Origin of the sequence: Roseospira marina, from assembly GCF_014197855.1 — a bacterium.
In the GTDB taxonomy this organism is placed as follows: Bacteria; Pseudomonadota; Alphaproteobacteria; order Rhodospirillales; family Rhodospirillaceae; genus Rhodospira; species Rhodospira marina.
In genome coordinates this window covers 47959-68433 of sequence record NZ_JACIGJ010000006.1, presented here as the reverse complement: position 1 = coordinate 68433, position 20475 = coordinate 47959, and the positions used below count along the sequence as shown (strand labels likewise).

Here is a 20475-nt window from a genome sequence, read left to right as displayed (position 1 = left end):
GATACAGCACTCCCGAAGGGAAGAAGCGATGGCCCCGACGGCGGAAACACACGCGAACGATCACACGGTGCGCTCCTTCGACGCGGAGCTGGACCGCCTGTCCAATACCGTTGTGCGGGCCGGTGGGCTGGTGGAAGCCCAGCTTGCCGCCGCGCTACAGGCGCTGGTCAAGCGCGACGCCGCGCTGGCCGCCGAGGTGTCGGCCAAGGATAACGAGGTCGACGCCCTGGACCAGGAGATCCAGGACCACGCGGTGCGCCTGCTGGCGTTGCGCCAGCCGGTGGCGGAGGATCTGCGCCACATCGTGGGTGCACTGCGCATCGCGGGCGATCTGGAGCGCATCGGGGACTATGCGGCCAACGTGGCGCGCCGGTCGCTGGTGGTGAACCAGTCGCCGCCGGTCAAGGCCATCACGGCCCTGGCGCGGATGGCGCGGCTGGCGCAGGAGATCGTGAAGGACGTCCTCGACGCCTACGTCGAGCGCGACGTAGACCGCGCGATCGTGGTGTGGCGGCGCGATGAGGAGCTGGACGCCCTGCACACCAGCCTGTTCCAGGAACTGGTGAGCTACATGATGGAGGATTCGCGCAACATCACCGCCTGCTCGCATCTGATGTTCATCGCCAAGAACCTCGAACGAATCGGCGACCACGCCACCAATATTGCCGAGACCGTTCACTATTTGGCGCTGGGCCGTCCGTTGCGCGCCGCGCGGCCGAAAGGCGCCGAGGTGCCGACAGAGCCCTCGTCGGGACCGGAGAGTCCGACCTGACGCGCGGGCCGCGCGGAACCCGATGGCGCGCGTTCCGCGTAAGCCAGACAGCCGCTGGAGGCATGAGGGACCATGGAAGCGATGAAGCCCCTGGTGATGGTGGTGGAGGACGAAGCCGCGCTCGTCACCATGCTCCGGTACAATCTGGAGAAGGAAGGCTATCGGGTGTGCGAGGCGATGGACGGCGAGGAGGCCCTGACGGTCTTCGCCGAGTCGGACCCGGACCTCGTGCTGCTGGACTGGATGCTGCCCGCGTTGTCGGGGATCGAGGTCTGCCGCCAGATCCGGCGTAAGTCCTCGGACCGCGCGGTGCCCATCGTCATGCTGACGGCGCGCGGCGAGGAGGCGGACAAGGTGCGCGGCCTCAACACCGGCGCCGATGACTACATCACCAAGCCGTTTTCGGTTCCGGAGCTGCTGGCGCGCGTCAAGGCGCAGCTCCGCCGGGTGCAGCCGGCCCAGCCCAAAGGGGTGCTGGAGTACGACACCGTGGCGATGGACCTGGGCGCGCACCGGGTGACCCGCAGCGGCCGGCACGTTCATCTCGGCCCCACCGAGTTTCGTTTGCTGCGCTTCCTGATGCAGAACCCGGGCAGCGTGTTCTCGCGCGAGGCGCTGCTGAACGCGGTGTGGGGACCCGACATCTACGTGGAACCGCGCACCGTGGACGTGCATATCCGACGCCTGCGCAAGGCCTTGAACGGACCGGGCGAAACCGACCTGATCCGCACGGTGCGGGCGGCCGGCTACGCGCTCGACGCCACCGTTCCGGTCGCCTGATCCGCAGCGGTCCGGGTGCCGAGCGCTCGCGCGCTTCACCCGGCCGGAGTCGCGCCGGCCCGACGAATCGGGGCCGGGTGGCCCGGCGCCCCCTTCCATGCCTTTACGCCCTGGTGTACCACCGACCCGTGGATCGGGCGGCCCGGTGGCCCGGCGTTGTGCCACTCCGGTGCCCCGACCAACACCACGAGGGAGAGACAGGCATGACGTTTACCTTGAAGAGCGCCGCCACCGGCGCGCTGATGGCCTGCGCGGTGGCCGTCGGCGCCGATGTCGCGGGCGTGGCGCCGGCCGATGCCAAGACGCTACGCATGGCCTACGACGCGGATCCGGTGTCGCTGGACCCGCAGGAGCAGCTGTCCGGCGGCACCCTTGAAATGGCGCATATGGTGTTCGACCCGCTGGTGCGATTCACCCAGGACATGGCGTTCGAGCCGCGTCTGGCCGAAAGCTGGGAACGCATCGACGACACCACCATGCGGTTCCACCTGCGTGAGGGCGTGACGTTCCACTCCGGCAACCCGTTCACGGCCGAGGATGTGGTCTTCACCTTCAATCGCATGAAGAAAAGTCCAGATTTCAAGGGTCTGTTCGAGCCGTTTGAGGCCGCCAAGGCGATCGACGACTATACCGTCGACCTGATCACCACGGAGCCTTACCCGCTGGTCTTGAACATGGCCACCTACATCTTCCCGATGGACAAGGAATTCTACACCGGGACGGATGAGAACGGGAAGCCGAAGGACATCATCATCAAGCACGGCGACGCCTTCGCCACCAGCCATGAGTCGGGCACCGGTCCGTTCGTCGTGACCGCCCGCGAGCAGGGCGTGCGCGTGGAGTTCACGCGCTTCGCCGACTACTGGGACACCGAATCCCCGGGGAACGTCACCGAGATCATCTTCACCCCGATCAAGGAAGATCCGACCCGCGTGGCCTCGTTGCTGTCCGGTGGTGTGGACTACATCAAGCCTGTGCCCCCGAACGACCTGGAACGCCTGGGCAATGACCCGAACGTCAATCTGGTCACCATGGGCGGCACCCGCATCATCACCTTGCAGATGAATCAGAAGCGGGTCGAGGCGTTCAAGGACCCGCGCGTCCGTCAGGCCATTGTCTACGCGATCAACAACGCGGGCATCGTCGACAAGATCATGAAGGGCTTCGGCACCGTGGCGGGCCAGCAGAGCGCCCCCGGTATGGTCGGCTACAATCCGGACCTGACGCCGCGCTATGATCTCGCCAAGGCCAAGGCCCTGATGAAGGAGGCCGGCTACGAGGACGGCTTCTCCGTCACCATGATGACGCCGAACAACCGCTATGTGAACGACGCCAAGATCGCGGAAGCCGTCGCGGCTATGCTGGCCCGGATCAATATCAAGGTCGACCTGACCACGCTTCCGAAGGCGCAGTACTGGCCCGAATTCGATGTGCGCGCCGCCGATATCATGATGATCGGCTGGCATGCCGACACGGAGGACTCGGCCAACTACACCGAGTTCCTGACGATGACCCCGAATGCCGACACCGGCTTCGGTCAGTACAACGCCGGCAACTACTCCAACCCCAAGGTCGACGAGATGATTCTCCAGTCTCAGACCATGGTGGATCTGGAGGCGCGCGCCGCACTCTTGCAGGACGTCGAGCGCATCCTGTATGACGACGCCGCGTTCGTGCCGTTGCACTGGCAGAACCTGTCCTGGGCCGCCCGCAAGGGTGTCCACATCGAGGACATCGTCAATGTGATGGACTTCCCGTACCTGGGCGATCTCGTCATCGACGACTGATCCGCTCGGTTCGGGCGCTGTCATCGCCATCGCGGGGCGCGTCGCGCCGAACACCGCCCGGGTCGTCCGCCGTGCCGTCGACCCGGGTTCCGTTCGCCCCCGTCTTTCGGGACGGGGGCTCGCCTTGGCACGGCGCATCCTTGGTGCCGGGCGGAGTCCAACCCACGCCGGCCTTTGTTCGTTAGGGTCCCCCATGGCGTTCGTAGCCTTCCTCATCAAGCGCCTGCTTCAGGCCGTCTTGGTGATGTTCGTCATCAGCCTCATCGGCTTTTCCATTCAGGACAATCTCGGAGACCCGCTGCGCGAGCTGGTGGGCCAATCCGTCTCCGAGGCCCAGCGCGAGGCGATGCGCGACGAGTTGGGGCTCAATGATCCCTTCCTGGTGCAATACGGCCGGTTTCTTGGCAAGGCGGTTCAGGGCGACCTGGGGCGGTCGTATTTTTTCAAGCGCCCCGTGCTGGACGTGATCGGGGACAAGTTTCCGGCGACCGCGGACCTAGTGCTCGGTGCCACGCTGATCATCGTGCTGGTCTCCGTGCCGCTGGGCTGTTGGTGCGCCATCCGGCCGCGCCACTGGCTGTCCAGGATCGCCATGGGGGCCAGCATCATCGGCATTTCGATCCCGGTGTTCCTGACCGCGATCTTCCTGATCTACCTGTTCTCGGTGAATCTGGGCTGGCTGGCCTCGTTCGGGCGCGGCGAGCATCTGGTGGAGATCGCTCCCGGCTGGACGACCGGCTTCCTGACGCTGGATGGGCTGTCCCATCTGATACTGCCCAGTATCGCGTTGTCCTCGATCATGATGCCGCTGTTCATCCGGCTCATCCGCTCCGAGATGATGGAGATCCTGGAGCAGGACTACATCAAGTTCGCCTGGGCCAAGGGACTGGCGGCGCGTCGTGTGTGGTTCCTGCATGCCTTCAAGAACACGCTGCTGCCGGTCATCACGGTCGGCGGTGTGCAGATCGGCACCATGCTGGCCTACACCATCCTGACCGAATCCGTGTTCCAGTGGCCCGGCCTGGGCTTCATGTTCATTGAGGCCGTGACCCGCGTCGATACCCCCCTGATCATCGGCTACATCATCGTTGTCGGCCTGATTTTCGTTGTGACCAACACGGTGGTCGATCTGATTTACACGATGGTCAACCCGACCGTCCGCCTGATGGGGGCCGCCCGATGAGCCGCCTTTCCGCCGTCCTCGGATCGGACTTCGTATATCGATTCCGCCGCGATCCGATCGCCATCGTCGCCTTCGCGGTGACGGCCGCGTTCATGCTGGCGGCCCTTCTGGCCCCCGTGCTGTCGCCGATGAACCCGCACGATCCGGCGCAGCTCGACATCATGAACTCCGAGATCCCGCCGGTGTGGCAGAGCGGCGGCGATCCCGCCTTTCTGCTGGGCACGGACGACCAGGGCCGCGACATGCTGAGCGCGATCCTGTACGGCCTGCGCATCTCCATCACCATTGGGATTTTCGCGGTGATGGTGCAGATGGCGCTGGGCATCGTCATCGGCCTGATGTCCGGGTATCTCGGTGGCAAGGTGGACGCCTTCTTCATGCGGCTGGCGGACATCCAGCTTGCCATGTCCACGCTGATGCTGGCGATCGTGGCCCTGGCCGTGTTCAAGGCGGCGTTCGGCGCCGAGTTGTTCTCGGACATGGCCATCATCATGCTGGTGCTGGTCATCGGCATCGCCGAGTGGCCCCAGTACGCACGCACCATCCGCGCGTCGGTGCTGGCGGAGCGCAAAAAGGAATACGTCGACGCGGCCCGCGTCATCGGCCTGTCGGCGCCCACCATCATGCGCCGCCACATCCTTCCGAACACGCTGTCGCCGCTGCTGGTGATCTCCACGGTGCAGGTCGCCAACGCCATCATCAGCGAGGCCGCGCTGTCCTTTCTGGGGCTTGGCATGCCGGTCACGATGCCGTCGCTCGGCTCTCTCATCAGCGCAGGCTTCGCCTACATCTTCAGCGGATCGTGGTGGATCACAACCATCCCATCAATCGTGCTGATCGTGCTGATCTTGTCGATCAACCTGCTCGGCGACTGGCTGCGCGACGTTCTCAATCCCCGTCTGTACAAGGGCTGATCCGATGCCCCTTCTTGATGTTCGCGACCTCCGGGTGGAGTTTCCCACACGCCACGGGGTGCTGACCGCGCTGCACGACGTCAGTTTTTCGGTGGACAAGGGCGAGCGCCTGGGGATCGTCGGTGAATCCGGGGCCGGCAAGTCCGTGGCCGCCTTCGCCATCCTGAACCTGCTCAGCCGCCCCGGCCGCATCACCGGGGGGCGGATCCTGTTCGAGGACCGCGACCTGGCCACGCTGTCGCGGGCGGACATGCGCGCCATCCGGGGCGACCGCATCAGCATGATCTTCCAGGATCCCATGATGACGCTGAACCCGGTGCTGACCATTGGGACCCAGATGGTGGAAACGCTGAAGGCGCACCGCGACATCTCCGACGCGGAGGCGCGGCGCATCGCCATCCAGCGCCTGGGCGAGGTCAAGATCCCCTCGCCGGAGAAGCGGATGGCGTCCTATCCGCACGAACTGTCCGGCGGCATGCGCCAGCGGGTCGTCATCGCCATCGCCCTGCTGACCGAGCCGGCGCTGATCATCGCCGACGAGCCGACCACGGCACTGGACGTCACCATCCAGGCGGAAATTATGAGCCTCATGCTGGATCTGTGTCGCACGCATGGGGTCGGGCTGATTCTGATCACACACGACCTCGCCGTGGTGTCGCAGGTGACCCAGCGCGTGGTGGTGCTGTACGCCGGCCGCGTGGTGGAGTCGGGCCAGACCGCCCGGGTCGTCCAGAACCCCGTGCATCCCTACACCCGGGGCCTGCTGTCGGCCCTGCCGGGCGAAGGGGAGCCGGGCGCGCGCCTGAACCAGATCCGCGGCTCCATGCCGCCGCTGACGGCCATTCCGCCGGGCTGCGCCTTCCATCCGCGCTGCGATTACGCCGAGGAGCGCTGCCGGGTGGGCGTGCCGCCTCTGGATGTGATCGAGGATCATAACGTCCGCTGCACGCGGGCGCGGGAACTGATAAGGGGAGTCGCGGCATGAGTGGACACACCCAGACCGCCGCCGCCCCCGCCGCGTCCGGGACGACGGCTCCAGCCGCCGTCGCCGACCGCCCCCTGGTCGAGGTGGACGGTCTGATCAAGCACTTCGATCTGGGGGGGCACTTCCTCCAGCGCGAGCGGCCCACGGTCAAGGCCATCAACGATGTCTCGCTGGGCATTCGCCGGGGCGAGGCGTTCTGTCTGGTGGGCGAATCGGGCTGCGGCAAGTCCACGCTGGCCCGCATCGTCATGGGCCTGTTGGACCCGACGGGCGGGGCGATCCGATTCGACGGCACCCGCATCGACGGCCTGAAGCACACGGCGCGCAAGCCGTTTCACCGCCGCATGCAGATGATTTTCCAGAATCCCTATGCCTCGCTCAATCCGCGCCGGACCGTGCAGAAGACGTTGGAAGAACCGTTGCGGTTTCACTTCCCGAATCTGTCCGACGCCGATGTCAAGACCAAGGTCGAGCAGGTCATGGTCTCGGTCGGCAACGATCCGAGCTGGGGCACGCGCTATCCGCACGAGTTCTCCGGCGGCCAGCGCCAACGGATTTCCATCGCCCGCGCGCTGATGGTGGACCCGGATTTCGTGGTGGCCGACGAGCCGATCTCGGCGCTGGACGTCTCCATTCAGGCGCAGGTCCTGAACGTGATGATGGACACGCAAGAGGCACGCGACCTGACCTATCTGTTCATCACCCACGACCTGTCCGTGGTGCGCCACTTCGGCACCCGGGTGGGGGTGATGTACCTGGGCACGCTGTGCGAACTGGCGGACACCGCGACGCTGTTCGAAAATCCGCGCCATCCTTACACGCGGATCCTGCTGTCGGCGATCCCGCGCATCTCCACGGAGGAGATGAAGCCGCCCGGTCTGCCCGGCGAGGTGCCCTCGGCCATGAACCTGCCCTCGGGCTGCGTGTTCCACGACCGCTGTCCGCTGGCCAACGCCCGTTGTTCGGCCGAGGTGCCGCGGGCCCAATGTCAGGCGGACGGCACGCTCGTCGCCTGCCACGCCGTGGAGGAAGGGCGCGGCTGATCCCATGCGGCGGTGAGGCCCTGCCGCCGCCGTAGGGCCTTGCCAAACGCGCCGCCTGGCGCTGCCCGCCTGGCCGCGGCCCACCGGCCGCTGAGCATCGCGGTCCCCGGCATGGACTTCCCCCCTGTCTGTCCGGCGGCTGGCGTGAGAGCGCCGGCGCCGCACCGGTGCGCATGGCCCTGAGGCATGCAAAGCCGTGAGGCACCCGGGTCGCTGAGGCGCTCCGGGGCCGCATCAAAGCCGGCCAAACGCGCCCTGAACGCGGCCCTCCCTGGTTTTCCCGTCCACGTCCCGTGTCGGTCCGCGTTTGCCGGACGTGCAGGGGCCTTGGTGTGCCTTGGCCCCTTTCGAGCTATGCGCGCGCGCGAGGCGGCGTGTGCGATGTGAAGACAAGATATCGAAAACTTGATGCTTTTTTGTAGAGAACAGAGAGAAGAGACCCGATCCAATTTTCTATAAAATGTCGTGAAGAGTCATTTGGACCTCGGAGAAGCACTGCGATCGCGTTTGTATCGAAGGTCACTTCTTAAAAGCCCCGCGCCGTCTACTCTCCAACTCATGGAAATCAACCACGGGCGACAGAATGGTTCAGCCCGATAGCGCGGGAGTAACATACATGGCGGCGATCCTTGTGACCTCGCTTCAGGACCTTGTTGCGACCCTGAACTCCGTCAAGGGTGGGGAAACGATCGCGCTGGCCGCCGGGAACTATGGCGGCCTGACTATCGATGGCGGCTCGCTGCCCAACCTCCAGGGCCTGAGCGCTCCCGTGACCATCACGTCGGCCGACCCCGGTCATCCGGCGACCTTTTCCGGCCTGAACGTCAGCGACGCCGCTAACCTGACCTTCGACGGTGTCACCTTCGATTACGACGCCGCGCCGGGTTCCGCCTGGTGGGACAAGCCGTTCCAAGTCAATGGCTCGTCGAACATCACCATTCGCGATGCCATCTTCGACGGTGACGTGGCCGAGGGCACCCACTCGATCCTCGACGGCTACGGCACGGGGTTCGGTCTCTACGTCAAGGGCTCCACCGGCGTCACCGTGGAGAACAGCCACTTCTCCATGTTCCGGCAGGGCATCGTCGTGGCCGACTCTGAGGACACGCGGGTGCTCGGCAACGAGATCGTCGCCATGTCCGGTGACGGTATCAAGGGCTCGGAACTGCAGACCGCGCTGATCGAGGGCAACTACGTCCACGACTTTGTCACCGCCCCCGGCGACGACTGGCACTTCGACCTCATCCAGATCTTCGCCAACTACAATGGTGGCATCGCGCCGTCGTCCGACGTGACGATCCGCGGCAACGTTCTCGACAACGGGTCCGGCGTCGCCACCCAGAGCATTTTTGTCGGCGTCGGCGGCGGCTACGAGCCCGGCAGCGACCCCGACTTCCACTACTCCAACATCCTCATCGAGGATAACCTCATCCACAACGCCCTTAAGAACGCCATCGCGGAAGAGCGCACGGACGGCGCCATCATCCGCAACAACACCCTGGTCCACAACACGGACGTCGATGCCACCGCCTCCTCCGTGCCCAGTATCGTGACCAACCCCGAATCCACGAACGTCCAGATTTACAACAACATCCTGCCGGGCACGCTGACCCTCGCCGCCACGGACGGCGCCAGCGCCGCCTGGAACAACATCATCACCCAGACCGACGACCCGTCCGCGCCGACGTATCTCGGCAAGGTCTTCGCCGATGCGTTCGGCGGGGCCACCACCGATCTGCTGACCGACCTTCAGGTGCTGCCCGACAGCGTCGCCGCGGGCCTCGGGGCCTCGCTGAGCGCCTTCGACACCACGCCCGACACGCTGACCGCTGCCATTCAGGTGCAGGGCGGGACCCTGTTCGCCGGCGAGGCGATCGCTCTCGACGCCGGCCTGACCCGGGACGCGGCCGGTCTGGTGGGCGACGGCGCTCACTTCGTCTGGACCGTCACCGATACCGACACCGGCGCCCGTGTCCAGGCGGGCGAGGGCTCCAGCTTCGCCTTCCGTCCGGATGCGGTCGGCGAGTACACCGCCCAGCTTATCGTCACCCAGGCGGATGGCACCGTCGCCACCAACACCACGCAGGTCAGCGTCGCCGACAGTCGACTGATGGCGCACGACTTCTCCGGCGGGTCCCTGCGCGACGGCTCCAGCTACGGCGGTGCCGCCACGTTGAACAATGGCGCCGCTCTGGTGTCCGTCGACGGCCGCACCGCCCTGCATCTCACCGCCGACAGCTCCCTGACCCTCGGCGACCGCGGCGCCAACGACGAACTCTACAGTCTCAACGCCTTCACCCTGGAAATGGGCCTCCAGCGGGACCGCGCCGACGGCGGCGCCGGCGTTCTGTTCAACATGCACGGGGCCACCACGGTGTCCGTCACCGACACCGGCGAAGTCTCGGTCGACTTTAAAACCCTCAATGGGGACGCGGTCTCGCTCACGACCCACGGCGCCGGCATCACCGATACCGCGTGGCACCACCTCGCGGTCAGCTACGATGCCGCGCAAGGCGACCTGCTCGTCTTCGTCGACGGTGCCTTGCTCGGGCAGGCCGAAGCCTCCGGCGCGTCACTGACGGAGCTGTCCTGGGTGCCGACCATGGGCCGCCTGTGGGGCCGCAGCTTCGAAGGCAACGTCTCGCATGTCACGATGTCCAGCACCGCCCTTGACGCCGACGACGCGGCCGCGCTGGATACCGGGTTCGAGGGCATGATCCGCTCCGGCGGCTCGCTCGACGCCATGAAGGCCTTCACGGCGGGCGAGGCCGACTCTCCGGTCGACGCGGCGCCGAGCGCGCCGACCCCGGTGTGGCATCTCAACGAAACCCTCGACGTCGACGGCGACAGTGCTCCCGACGCCGTGTTCCAGGGTGACATGGCGTTCGCAACCGAGGCGGACGGCAACGTCTACGTCGACGGCAACGGTGGTTACCTGGACGTCCAGGACCCCGCCATGCTGTTTGGTCGCGATCAGGTCAGCCTGTTCGTTGACATGCGGCTCGACGACATGCCCGACGGGCGCACCCGTGTTCTGTGGCAGAAGGACATGGTGACGGTGTCTGCGGATGACGATGGCGGGCTGACCTTCCAGGTTTACGACGAGGCCGGCGGGCGGACCAACGTTCGTGTCGGCGACGCCGGCATCGACGCCGGCGCGTGGCACAACGTGGGCTTTGCGATCGACACCGAGGCGGATCGCTTCAACGCCTACGTCGATGGGCAGCTTGTCGCCAGCGAAACCATCGACGTCGCCGTGCCCGACGCTTCCGACTGGGGCCTCTGGCTGGGTGGCTCGCCCTGGGGTGACCGCGTCGACGCCGGCTTCGATAATCTGGCCGTCTACGACACGTTCATCGACGCCGCGACCGCCGACGTCCTCTTCAACGCCGATCACGCGGATCTGGCCATTGCCTAACCGTTGATCGACCTCCGACACTGCAGACGCGGCGATGACCTTCTGTCATCGTCGCGTCTGCGCGTTCACATCACCCGCTCGATCGGTGCGTTTGAGCCACAGATCGCCGCTTTTTTTTGCCGCAGCGCACAGGCGGGCGGACGCGGCGTCTTGGTTTTTCGGGACCGGCTCCCAATTGTCTGGGAGCGCAATGGAAAACGCCGTGGAGGGCGGGCGAGCAATTATAGGATTAGGGTGTGGGCAAAGGTCCGCGCGCGGCCCGGATGTCGATTGCGGAACGGTTCTGGGTCCTTCATACTGATGGCGAGGGTGAGCAACGACGAATGAGCTCAATTTGTCTGGGAGTGCTTTGGTAGGTTGTCTGCACCCCACTCCCTCGTCGCTATGGTTCTTCGGAACATTCTGTAACACCGGCACCGCAGCGTTTCCCGGTACCCCAGGCAGACGCGCGCGTCTGGTGGCGTGGCCGTGCGTCACGACGGGTTCCCTTAGATCGGGGTGAAGATGAGCACCAGTGCCTATGACGACGACACCGAATCGCTGGATATCGACGTGGCCGCGATCTGGCGCGCGGTCAAGCGGCGGTTCTGGCTGTTCGTTCTGCCGGTCCTCGTGTTTGGCAGCCTGTCCGTCCTGATCGCCAAGCTCGTCCCGCCCGTCTACCGGTCGTCCGGCATGATCGTCATCGAGCAGCCGAATGTGCCGCCGGATCTCGTGGATTCGACAGTGACGAGCCTCGCGGCCGAGCGCATCGAAGTGATTAAGCAGCGCTTCATCGCGACCGACAACCTGATCTCGCTTATCCGCGAGCATAACCTCTATCCTTGGCTGCGCCAGAGCCAGACGCTCACACAGGTCGCAAGCGCGATGCGCAAGGATATTCTGGTGAACGTCTACAACCAGAACTACGGCCGTCAGACCTATACTGTCGCGTTCCAGGTCGGGTTCACATACCGAGAGCCGGAGAAGGCGCGCGTCATCGCCGATGCTCTAGCGTCGTGGTACCTGAGCGAGAACGCACGAAACCGGCAGGAGCGCGCCCAGGAAACAGCCGTATTCCTGGAACAGGAGACCAAGGCCGCCGAAACGGAGGTCAACCGCCTGGAAGCCGAACTGGCCGAGTGGACCAACACATACAGCGGTCGCCTTCCGGCGCAGCAGTCGCTGATGCAGCAGCGGCTGGATGAGGCGCGGCAGCGGCGCCGCGACATGACGCTGCGCCTGGAAGTGCAGGAGAGTGAACGGTCCAGCCTGGCGGCCCGTCTTAGCAGCCTGCGCAACAGCGGAGGCGGGAGCGGCAGCGTGGCCTCCCCGGACCGCGCCCGGCTCCTGGACCTGTTGCAGTCGCTTCGCAACGAGCGGGCATCGCTGTCCACGGTCGTGACCGAGCGGCACCCCGACATGGCGCGGTTGAACCGGCAGATTGCCGATGTGGAAGCCCAACTCGCTGGGTTGCCGGCCGCCTCCGGCACGGCCAGCGCCTACGATCCGGCGGTGGAGCAGGAGCTGTCCCTCCGCCTGGATCAGCTGGATCGCGAGATCGCCGCCTCGAAACGGGCCATGGCGGCGCTGGACGACGACATCAAAGCCTTGGAGGACGATCTCTCGGAGTCTGCCGAGATCAGCGACAAGTATCAGGCCCTGGTGCGCGAGCGCGACAACGCGGTCGAAGACTTCAATCTGCTGCGGCGTAAGTTGCTTGAGGCGGAAATGGGCGCCTCTCTGGAGATCAGCCAAAAATCGGAGCGTTTTACGCTTGTTGATCCGCCGCAGGTGCCGGTGGACCGGGAAGGCCTGCCTCCGATGCTGATCGCCCTCGGCGGAATCGTGGCGTCCGGGGGGCTGGGTGTGGTTGCCATGGCCGGGGCGGAATTCTTCGATACGCGGCTGCGCAGTGCGCGCAAGGTCGAGCAACTGGTGGGCGCGGCGCCCCTGGTGGTGATTCCAGAAATCAGCACCCGGCGCGAGCGCCTGTTGCGATGGGGGGTCCGCCTTCTGGTCGCGGCGGCGACGCTTGCGGTCGTCGCCGGCGGTGTGTGGTACGTCGACTCCCAGATTATGCCGCTGGATGTTCTCTACCTTGTGCTCCAGCGCAAGATCGAGGCACAGATCAACTTGCTCGGGTGGTAGGCCCGGAAAGACACCATGGAAAAAATTCAAAAGGCTTTGGAGAAATCGCTGCTCAGCCGCGGCCAGCAGCCCCCGTCCGTGCGGCCTGTGCCGGTGGCGCCGCGGCGACCCGCGGACCGGCCGGCGATCGCGGACACGGAGAGCTCCGCCATCGCCTACACCCGCACGCGCGTAGCCCCGGTGTCCGACAAGGAGATGGAGAAAAGGCGACTGGTCGCGGGCCTCTCGACGCACGACCAGAGCGACACCTTCCGTATCCTGCGCACCCGCGTTCTGAACCGGATGGAGGAGAAGGGATACCGAACGCTCGGGATCGTGAGTTCGGTCGGGCAGGAGGGCAAGAGCCTGGTTGCCAGCAATCTGGCGCTCAGCCTGGCGAGTATCCTGACCAAAACGGTTCTTCTGGTGGATCTGGACCTGCGGGCGCCCAGCGTTCACACCTATTTCGGGATAGACCCCGAGCCGGGTTTGCTGGGGTACTTGCGGGACGGCCGGGCGCTGTCGTCCTGCCTCGTCAATCCCGGTATCAACCGTCTCGTACTGCTGCCCAACGGACGCCCCGTGCGCTCCTCGGCGGAGCTTCTGACCATGCCGCGCATGTTGGGTCTGTCCAAGGAACTGCGCGAAACCTACGCGGACCGGATCATCATCTATGACCTGCCGCCGCTGTTGCATACCGACGACGCCCTCGCCTTCATGCAACACATCGACTGTTTCCTGCTGGTCACGAGCGAGGGCCACACCAAGGAGCATGAGCTCAAGCAGGCGGTCAGCCTCATGAAGGGCTATCCCCTGATCGGCACGGTCATGAACCGGTCGTCCGAGACGTCGAAGCACGTGAAGAAGAGCCGCATGACGCGCCAAAACCGCCCGTGAGCCCGCCGCGTTGGCGAATCAGGAGGTGACGCATGACGACAGGGCCGGCCCGTATCCGAGAGTTGGGGCGACGGGCTAGAGCAAATCCCGAGCGATCTGGAACAGATCGCGGCGACGATTTGCTTCAATATCAAAAGCCTAGAGCATTTTGCATGACTCACATGTCGAGCAAAGTGCTCTAGCGGTTCACCGTGCGCCAGGACGCGCCCGCCGCGTGACCATCGGACGTGACCATCGGAGAAGCAGAAAGGTCGCCGAATGTACGCTTCGTATTTCGGACTGCAACGGAAGCCGTTTTCTTTGCAGCCCGACGCCTCGTTTATCTTCCTGGGGCGGCGGCACAAGCTGGCGTTTCATCTGTTGCAGTATGGTCTGCTGGAAGAAACGGCGCTGACGGTTATCACCGGCGAGATCGGCGCGGGGAAGACCACCCTGATCCAGTATGTGATGGAAAACATTCTGGATGAGGTCGAGGTCGGCGTCATCACCCACACGCATTCCAACTTCGGGCACATCATGCGATCGATTGCCGGGGCGTTCGGGATCAAGAGCGCCGACGCCGACAATCACGGCCTGTACGAGGCGTTCGTGGCGCATATCCGCGACGTCTATGCCAGCGGCAAGCGGGCGGTGCTGGTGATCGATGAGGCGCAGAACCTGTCCCTCGACACGCTCGAGGAAATGCGGATGCTGCTGAACATCAACACCGGCGAGCACTTTATGTTGCAGATCGTGCTGGTGGGCCAGCCCGAGCTTCTGGAGCTTTTGAAGCGGCCGGAGTTGGTGCAGTTGGTGCAGCGCATCGGCATCAGCCACCATCTCGACCGGCTCGACCAGCAGGAAACGCTGGCCTACATCCGTCATCGCCTGCGTCTGGCCGGTGCGACCCGCGACCTGTTCAACGATCTGGCCTGCGCGGCCGTTCACTTTTTTTCGAGCGGGACGCCGCGCCTCATCAACCAGCTCTGCGATTTCTCGCTGGTCTATGCGTTCAGCGACGACAAGGAGTCGGTGACGTTCGAAACCGTGTGCGAAGTGGCCGAGACCCGCATCGCCAGCGGCCTGAGCGCCTATCGACCGCTGCCGGACGATCTGACCGTTGACCGGCTGAAACAGCGCCTGATGGCCGAGCTGTACCCCCCGGACCGTCCGGCCGACGCGCCGGCGGCGGCCCCGCGCGGCCGCGCGTCGTCGGGCTGACCCCCGGGCTGCTGTCTCGCCCGCCGGGCCCGCAGGCGGTTACTTTCCGATGCAGAAATCGCGGAAGATGACGTCCAGGAGATCCTCGACGTCGACGCGGCCGGTGATCCGCCCCAGCGCCCGGACCGCAAGGCGCAGATCTTCCGCCACCAGTTCGGGCAGTGGCGCGTCAAGGGCGCGCGTGAGCGCGTCCCGGGTCTCCGCCAGCGCGTGACGATGGCGCGCGCGGGTCAGCGGGGGCGGCGCGCCGGCTCCGGCTTCCGCCAGGGCGCGGACGCGATCGGTCACGGCGGCCAGAAGCGCCTCGAACCCCGCCCCGGTGGTCAGCGACAGGCCGAGCGGGGCCCGACCGTCCGGCAGGGCCAGCGCGTGCTGCGCGCCGTCGGGCCGCAGGTCGGTCTTGTTGAGGACCACCAGCGCCTCGGGATCGGCCGTCAGCGCCGCCACTGCCGGATCCAGCGGATCGCCAGCCCCGCCGTCGAGCAGCACCAGCCGGACATCGGCCGCCGCCGCCCGCGCGTGGGCGCGGCGCACGCCCTCCTGTTCGATCACATCCGCCGACTCCCGCAGGCCGGCCGTATCCGCCAGCACCACGGGAAACCCGTCCAAATCCAGATGCACCTCGACCACATCGCGGGTGGTGCCGGCGATGGCGGAGACGATGGCGGCCTCCCGCCGCGCCAGCGCGTTGACCAGACTGGACTTGCCCGCGTTCGGCGGCCCCAGGATGGCGACGTGCACCCCGTCGCGCAGCCGCTCCCCCCGGGGCGGGGCGGCGAGGTGCGCGGTGATCTCCGCCACCAGGGCGGCCACGTCGGCTTGCAGCGCGGGCAGCAGCGCCTCCGGCAGATCCTCGTCGGAAAAGTCGATGGTGGCCTCAAGGTGCGCCAGCGCGCGGACCAGCCGGTCCCGCCAGCCCTCCGTCAGCCGCGCCAGCGCGCCGCCCATCTGGCGCAACGCCTGACGACGCTGGGCCGCCGTCTCGGCGTCGATCAGGTCCGCCAGTCCTTCGACCGCGGTCAGGTCGAGCTTGCCGGCGTCGAACGCCCGCCGCGTGAAGGCGCCGGGTTCCGCCGGCTCCAGGCCCGGCACGCCGGCCAGGGCGTCCAGCAGCGCCCGGGTCGTGGCCCGGCCGCCGTGGCCCTGGAACTCCGCCACATCCTCGCCGGTGAAGCTGTCGGGACCGGGGAAGAACAGCACCAGACCGTCGTCGAGGACCTCGCCGGTCGCCGGGTCGCGAAAACGCGCCCGAACCGCCCGGCGCGGGGCCGGTGGCGTGGTCCGGCCGGTGAGGGCGCACAGCGCCGCCTCGGCATGGGGACCGGAGACCCGCGTCACCGCGACCCCGGCGCGCCCGGGAGCGCTCGACAGGGCGAAGATGGTGGGGACGTCGGTCGGTGGTGGGGCAGGGGGGCTCTTCATGCCGGATACAGTGCCCGGCGGGCGCGCGGACCGCAAGGTGATCCCCGCCGGATGTCAGGGCTCGGCTAGGGACCTCAGCAGAGCCAGGAAGCTCTGGCGGACGTCCGGCGGTGAGGTCCGATAGGCCTCCAGCAGGGCGCGGGTCTCCTCCGTGTCGTAAAGCTGTGGGGGCATCGGGTGGGGCGGTGCGTTTGACGCCTCGTCGGCGCTCAGGGGGGCATAGGGGCCGTAGAACGCGGACACCGGCACGTCAAGGCAGCGAGCCGCCGCCGCCAGATGGTCGATCCGGATGATCACGGTGGCGTTTTCCAGCCGACGGAGTTGAGCCGGACGCAGACCCATGCGCGCCGCCAAGTCGTCGCGCGACAGACCCGCGCGGAGCCTCGCCTCCCGCACCGCGTGGCCGATGGTCCGTTCCAAGGTGATGTTGCGCCGCCCGCGGACGCCGCGCCCGTTCCTGCCTTGGGTCACCCATCCCCTCCCTAGTCACACGCCCAGAGCGCATATACGATAGTAAGCGCGTTCAACCTGTGTAAACGACAGGCGAGAGGCGATCAAGAGAGAGAATGTCCGATAAAGTTGCACGTGCGCCGTTGGCCGGCGCGAGGGCGCCGGGCCAGGGAAGGACGGCAATGGCGGAATCGTGGATCAGGCGGTCGTGGCCGGCGCGCCCAAGGCGCTTGCGGCTGTGCCCAGCGCGGCTTCGGCGGCGGCGCTGCGGCGGGCGAGGGCGATCAGGGTCGCCACACGCCAGGGGCCGGTGAGGAGGCGCCGGATTGCCATGCCGGCGTTGGGTGTGCCGTCGCGGTTCAGCACGCCGGCAAGCCAGGGCGGCAGCACGTCGCTGGCGGTGTCGGCAACGGTGCGCAACGCCAGGAACGGCACTCCGGCCTCGGCCGCGACGCGCGCGACAGCGTGGCTTTCCATGTCGACGGCGACGGCCCCGCTGCGGGCGGCCAGGGCCTGCTTGCCGTCACGCGAGGCCACGGCGCGGTCCGAGCCCAACAGCGTGCCGGTGTTCGGCCGGAGAACGGGGGGGAGGGCGGCCACAACGGCCGCGTGCCACGCCGGATCGACCACCCAGGACTCGCCCTCGGCATGGCGGCTCACCACCCGGGCGGGCACCACGAGAGACCCCGGGACCAGGGCGGGGTCGAGCCCGCCGCAGATACCGGCGCTGACCAGCGCGCGGGCGCCGCCGTCCAGCAGCGCGCGGGCGGCAGCGGTGGCGCGCTCGGGACCGGGACCGTGGCACAGGACGGTGAGCCCGTCGCGGCCCGCAAGCACGTGCGCCTCACTGGCGAGGCCGGTTACGACGCCGACGCCGACGCCGATGGCGGAGGGGCGGGAGGTGGCGGGTGCGGCGGGCATGGGCCGGCCGGCGTCGGTCACAGACCCCACGACACCTGACCCGAGTTGCCCCGCGTCAGGTTGCGGTAGCGGGCCATGGCCCACAGCGGGAAGAACGCCGGGTAGCCGTGGTACTTCAGATAGAACACGCGCGGGAAGCCGACGGCGTTGTACAGCTTCTCGTCCCACAATCCGCCAGTGCGTGGCGCCTTGGACAGATAGGCGATGCCGCGCCGGACTTCGGGGCTGTCCACCTCGCCGGCGGCCATCAGCGCCAGAACGGCCCAGGCGGTTTGGGTTGGCGTGGACGCCTTCACGAAGTCGCGCTTGTCGGTCCAGTAGCTTTCGCAGCCTTCGCCCCAGCCACCATCCGCCTGCTGGCGGCGGTGCAGCCACGCCACGGCGGCGCGGATGTGCGGCGCCTGCGGGTCCTCGCCGGTGGCGTTGAACGCCGCCAGGGCCGACCATGTGCCGTAGATGTAGTTCGTGCCCCAGCGGCCGAACCACGACCCGTCCGGCTCCTGCTCCTTCTTCAGGTAGGCCAGACCGCGCGCGATGGCCGGATGATCGCGGTCATAGCCGATCTGCGCCAGGAACCCGATGCAGCGGGCGGAGACGTCCACCGTCGGCGGGTCGAGCAGAGCGCCATGGTCGGCGAACGGAATGTTGTTGAGGATATAGTACTCGTTATCGGCGTCGAACGCGCCCCAGCCGCCGTTCTTGGACTGCAGGCCCAGGATCCACTCGGCGGCGCGCTCAATGGCTTCCTTGTTCTGGGGCAGACGGGCGCGGTCCAGCAGCATGCCGATCACCGCCGTGTCGTCCACGTCGGGATAGAAATCGTTGTTGTACTGGAACGCCCACCCGCCGGGTCGCACGCCGGGACGGGTGGCGGCGTAGTCGCCCTCCACATCCAGCACCTGCTTGTCGCGCAGCCAGGCGCAGGCGCCGGCGACGGCGGATTCCCGGCTGCCGGAGGTGGCACCGTCCCCGTGAGCCTGGGCGTCGACCTCGGTCAGCGCCATGGAGGCGAGGCCCGTATCCCAAACCGGCGACAGGCAGGGCTGCACATAGGCGTGATCGCCCTTTTCGATCACCAGCCCGTCCATGGCCTTGCGCGCCATCCGCACCTGCGGGTGGCTCTTCTCGTAGCCGAGGATGTGGAACATCATCAGCGTGTTGGCCATCGCCGGGAAAATCGCGCCCAAGCCATCCACGCCGTTCAGGCGTTCGGTGACGAATCGCAGCACGCGCTCGGTGGCGCGGCGCTCGACCGCCGCCGGGAACAGCGGCTCCAGCAGGCGGGCCACGGCGTCCACGCGGAGGAAGGCGGAGCCGATCCAGTGCCCGGTCGGGTTGCTGTGGTAGCGCCGCTCCTTCTCGGGCGGGGTCACGAACAGCTCGCGAATGTCCACACCGCGCGGGTTCTCGGCGCGCGCGCGGCGCGAGTACAGCACGAACAGCGGCATCATCACCGTGCGCGCCCAGTACGAGACCTTGTCCATGTGGAACGGGAACCAGCGCGGCAGCAGCGCGGCCTCCACCCGGGCGACCGGGCAGGCCCGCCATGGCACCTGTCCGAACATGGCCAGGGTGTAGCGGGTGAAGACGTTGCAGCGCGCCGCGCCGCCCCGCTTCAGGATGGCCTCGCGGGCGCGGACCATGTGCGGCTCGTCCGGCGCGTCGCCGACGAGCTTGAGTGCGAAGTACGCCTTGACCGACGCGCTCATGTCGAAGTCGCCGTCATGGAACAGCGGCCAGCCGCCATGCGCGGCCTGGATGCGGCGCAGGTAGACGGCGATGCGCCGCTCCAAGGGGTCGTTTATTTCGTCCAGGAAATGATTAAGCAGAATGTACTCGGACGGAATGGTTGCGTCCGCTTCCAGTTCGAACACCCAGTGGCCGTCGCCCTTCTGGTGCGTGCGCAGCCAGTCGGAGGCCTCGTCGATCACGCGGTCGACGGCCGCCGGATCCACGGCGCCGTCCGGCGTGGCGTCGACGGATTTGTCCGGTGCGCCGTGAGGTGCGCCGTCTGGGGGGGCGGCAGCTTCGGCTGGGTCCGCGCCACCATCGTTGGCCGCGTCGGTGTCCACGGACGTCCGCCGGTCGAAGGGGGGGCTACCGGACGAAGAAAAAGAGGTCTGGGAGTCGAGATCGATGACCGGTGTCTTGTGCAACGCTTGATTCATCGGACACGGCATTCCCTGGCTGGCGCAACGCTATGGCTCGGACCGCGACGGCGGCGATCCGGGAGAAACGAATTGGGGGTCATCCCGACCACAGACCCATGACAGGATTATGGCAATCCTAGCCGTGTGCCCGTCCGTCGGTCCCCCGTCGGTCCCGCCCCTGGACGATCGCGGCGGACGAAGGCCGCCGCCCTCCCTTTCGGCGCCATCCCGGTGGCGGCAAGGCCGCTCCCCGGACCCTCCAGCGTCCGGCGGACGCGCGGTGTCGTGGTCCCGGTGGCGATGGCGCACCCACCCGGCATCAGCATGGCGCCGATACGGACGGACCTCGACTTTGGCAGCCTGTTCTTATTGACCCCAAATGTTTCAGGGTTTTTCCTTTTGGCGTGCGATTACGAACCTTTGACCCCGGTCGTTAAGACCTGG

The 20475-nt window shown here is 66.8% G+C and carries 15 protein-coding genes; 11 read left to right on the top strand and 4 right to left on the bottom strand.

All coding sequences use genetic code 11. The features are described 5' to 3' along the window. Nucleotides 1–28 precede the first annotated feature (28 nt). From phoU to GGD82_RS09655, 11 genes are all read left to right on the top strand, one after another. Nucleotides 29–772 (top strand): phosphate signaling complex protein PhoU, encoded by a 744-nt coding sequence (gene phoU, locus GGD82_RS09705; protein ID WP_150061569.1) that lies wholly within the window; start codon nt 29–31, stop codon nt 770–772. 81 nt (nt 773–853) lie between these two features. Next, the gene (phoB, locus tag GGD82_RS09700) at nt 854–1552 is read left to right on the top strand and encodes a phosphate regulon transcriptional regulator PhoB (protein WP_150061636.1); all 699 of its coding nucleotides are present in this window, start codon (nt 854–856) and stop codon (nt 1550–1552) included. Between the two features lie 203 nt (nt 1553–1755). Continuing rightward, nucleotides 1756–3339: an ABC transporter substrate-binding protein gene (locus tag GGD82_RS09695; RefSeq protein ID WP_150061570.1), complete on the top strand. Its 1584-nt coding sequence runs from the start codon at nt 1756–1758 to the stop codon at nt 3337–3339. A 193-nt stretch (nt 3340–3532) separates the two neighbouring features. Further along, nucleotides 3533–4522, top strand: a complete 990-nt coding sequence (locus GGD82_RS09690) for an ABC transporter permease (RefSeq protein WP_150061571.1) — start codon at nt 3533–3535, stop codon at nt 4520–4522. Continuing rightward, on the top strand, nt 4519–5436 hold the full coding sequence (locus tag GGD82_RS09685) for an ABC transporter permease (protein ID WP_150061572.1): 918 nt from the start codon (nt 4519–4521) through the stop codon (nt 5434–5436). Before GGD82_RS09690 ends, GGD82_RS09685 begins: the two co-directional genes overlap by 4 nt. A gap of 4 nt (nt 5437–5440) precedes the next feature. After that, nucleotides 5441–6421 (top strand): ABC transporter ATP-binding protein, encoded by a 981-nt coding sequence (locus GGD82_RS09680; protein WP_150061573.1) that lies wholly within the window; start codon nt 5441–5443, stop codon nt 6419–6421. Beyond that, nucleotides 6418–7464: an ABC transporter ATP-binding protein gene (locus GGD82_RS09675; protein WP_150061574.1), complete on the top strand. Its 1047-nt coding sequence runs from the start codon at nt 6418–6420 to the stop codon at nt 7462–7464. The genes GGD82_RS09680 and GGD82_RS09675 overlap by 4 nt, the downstream gene beginning before the upstream one ends. 616 nt (nt 7465–8080) lie before the next feature. Continuing rightward, entirely contained in the window at nt 8081–10882 is a 2802-nt protein-coding gene (locus tag GGD82_RS09670; RefSeq protein ID WP_170284187.1) for a LamG-like jellyroll fold domain-containing protein, read from the top strand. Between the two features lie 504 nt (nt 10883–11386). Beyond that, on the top strand, nt 11387–13012 hold the full coding sequence (locus GGD82_RS09665) for a GumC family protein (RefSeq protein WP_150061576.1): 1626 nt from the start codon (nt 11387–11389) through the stop codon (nt 13010–13012). A gap of 15 nt (nt 13013–13027) precedes the next feature. Then, nucleotides 13028–13888: a CpsD/CapB family tyrosine-protein kinase gene (locus GGD82_RS09660; protein WP_150061577.1), complete on the top strand. Its 861-nt coding sequence runs from the start codon at nt 13028–13030 to the stop codon at nt 13886–13888. A gap of 258 nt (nt 13889–14146) precedes the next feature. Beyond that, a complete protein-coding gene (locus tag GGD82_RS09655) occupies nt 14147–15088 on the top strand; it encodes an ExeA family protein (RefSeq protein WP_150061578.1) in 942 nt (313 codons plus the stop codon). A 39-nt stretch (nt 15089–15127) separates the two neighbouring features. Here the strand turns inward: GGD82_RS09655 and mnmE are convergent, their stop codons facing one another. The 4 genes from mnmE to shc all read right to left on the bottom strand — a co-directional run bounded on the left by mnmE (nt 15128) and on the right by shc (nt 20049). Continuing rightward, a complete protein-coding gene (mnmE, locus tag GGD82_RS09650) occupies nt 15128–16510 on the bottom strand; it encodes a tRNA uridine-5-carboxymethylaminomethyl(34) synthesis GTPase MnmE (RefSeq protein WP_150061579.1) in 1383 nt (460 codons plus the stop codon). A 54-nt stretch (nt 16511–16564) separates the two neighbouring features. After that, nucleotides 16565–16981: a helix-turn-helix domain-containing protein gene (locus GGD82_RS09645; protein ID WP_150061580.1), complete on the bottom strand. Its 417-nt coding sequence runs from the start codon at nt 16979–16981 to the stop codon at nt 16565–16567. A 177-nt stretch (nt 16982–17158) separates the two neighbouring features. Continuing rightward, complete coding sequence (locus GGD82_RS09640; protein WP_150061581.1) at nt 17159–17881, bottom strand: phosphorylase family protein; 723 nt, start codon at nt 17879–17881, stop codon at nt 17159–17161. Nucleotides 17882–17898: 17 nt separating this feature from the next. Then, nucleotides 17899–20049: a squalene--hopene cyclase gene (gene shc, locus GGD82_RS09635; protein ID WP_150061582.1), complete on the bottom strand. Its 2151-nt coding sequence runs from the start codon at nt 20047–20049 to the stop codon at nt 17899–17901. Nucleotides 20050–20475: the final 426 nt, after the last annotated feature.

Bases quoted from the DNA above. Each gene is read 5' to 3' on its own strand.
- GGD82_RS09655 (WP_150061578.1), top strand. From the start codon at position 14,147: ATGTACGCTTCGTATTTCGGACTGCAACGGAAGCCGTTTTCTTTGCAG.
- GGD82_RS09665 (WP_150061576.1), top strand. From the start codon at position 11,387: ATGAGCACCAGTGCCTATGACGACGACACCGAATCGCTGGATATCGAC.
- GGD82_RS09690 (WP_150061571.1), top strand. From the start codon at position 3,533: ATGGCGTTCGTAGCCTTCCTCATCAAGCGCCTGCTTCAGGCCGTCTTG.
- GGD82_RS09660 (WP_150061577.1), top strand. From the start codon at position 13,028: ATGGAAAAAATTCAAAAGGCTTTGGAGAAATCGCTGCTCAGCCGCGGC.
- phoU (WP_150061569.1), top strand. From the start codon at position 29: ATGGCCCCGACGGCGGAAACACACGCGAACGATCACACGGTGCGCTCC.
- GGD82_RS09675 (WP_150061574.1), top strand. From the start codon at position 6,418: ATGAGTGGACACACCCAGACCGCCGCCGCCCCCGCCGCGTCCGGGACG.
- shc (WP_150061582.1), bottom strand. From the start codon at position 20,049: ATGAATCAAGCGTTGCACAAGACACCGGTCATCGATCTCGACTCCCAG.
- mnmE (WP_150061579.1), bottom strand. From the start codon at position 16,510: ATGAAGAGCCCCCCTGCCCCACCACCGACCGACGTCCCCACCATCTTC.
- GGD82_RS09640 (WP_150061581.1), bottom strand. From the start codon at position 17,881: ATGCCCGCCGCACCCGCCACCTCCCGCCCCTCCGCCATCGGCGTCGGC.
- phoB (WP_150061636.1), top strand. From the start codon at position 854: ATGAAGCCCCTGGTGATGGTGGTGGAGGACGAAGCCGCGCTCGTCACC.
- GGD82_RS09695 (WP_150061570.1), top strand. From the start codon at position 1,756: ATGACGTTTACCTTGAAGAGCGCCGCCACCGGCGCGCTGATGGCCTGC.
- GGD82_RS09685 (WP_150061572.1), top strand. From the start codon at position 4,519: ATGAGCCGCCTTTCCGCCGTCCTCGGATCGGACTTCGTATATCGATTC.
- GGD82_RS09670 (WP_170284187.1), top strand. From the start codon at position 8,081: ATGGCGGCGATCCTTGTGACCTCGCTTCAGGACCTTGTTGCGACCCTG.
- GGD82_RS09680 (WP_150061573.1), top strand. From the start codon at position 5,441: ATGCCCCTTCTTGATGTTCGCGACCTCCGGGTGGAGTTTCCCACACGC.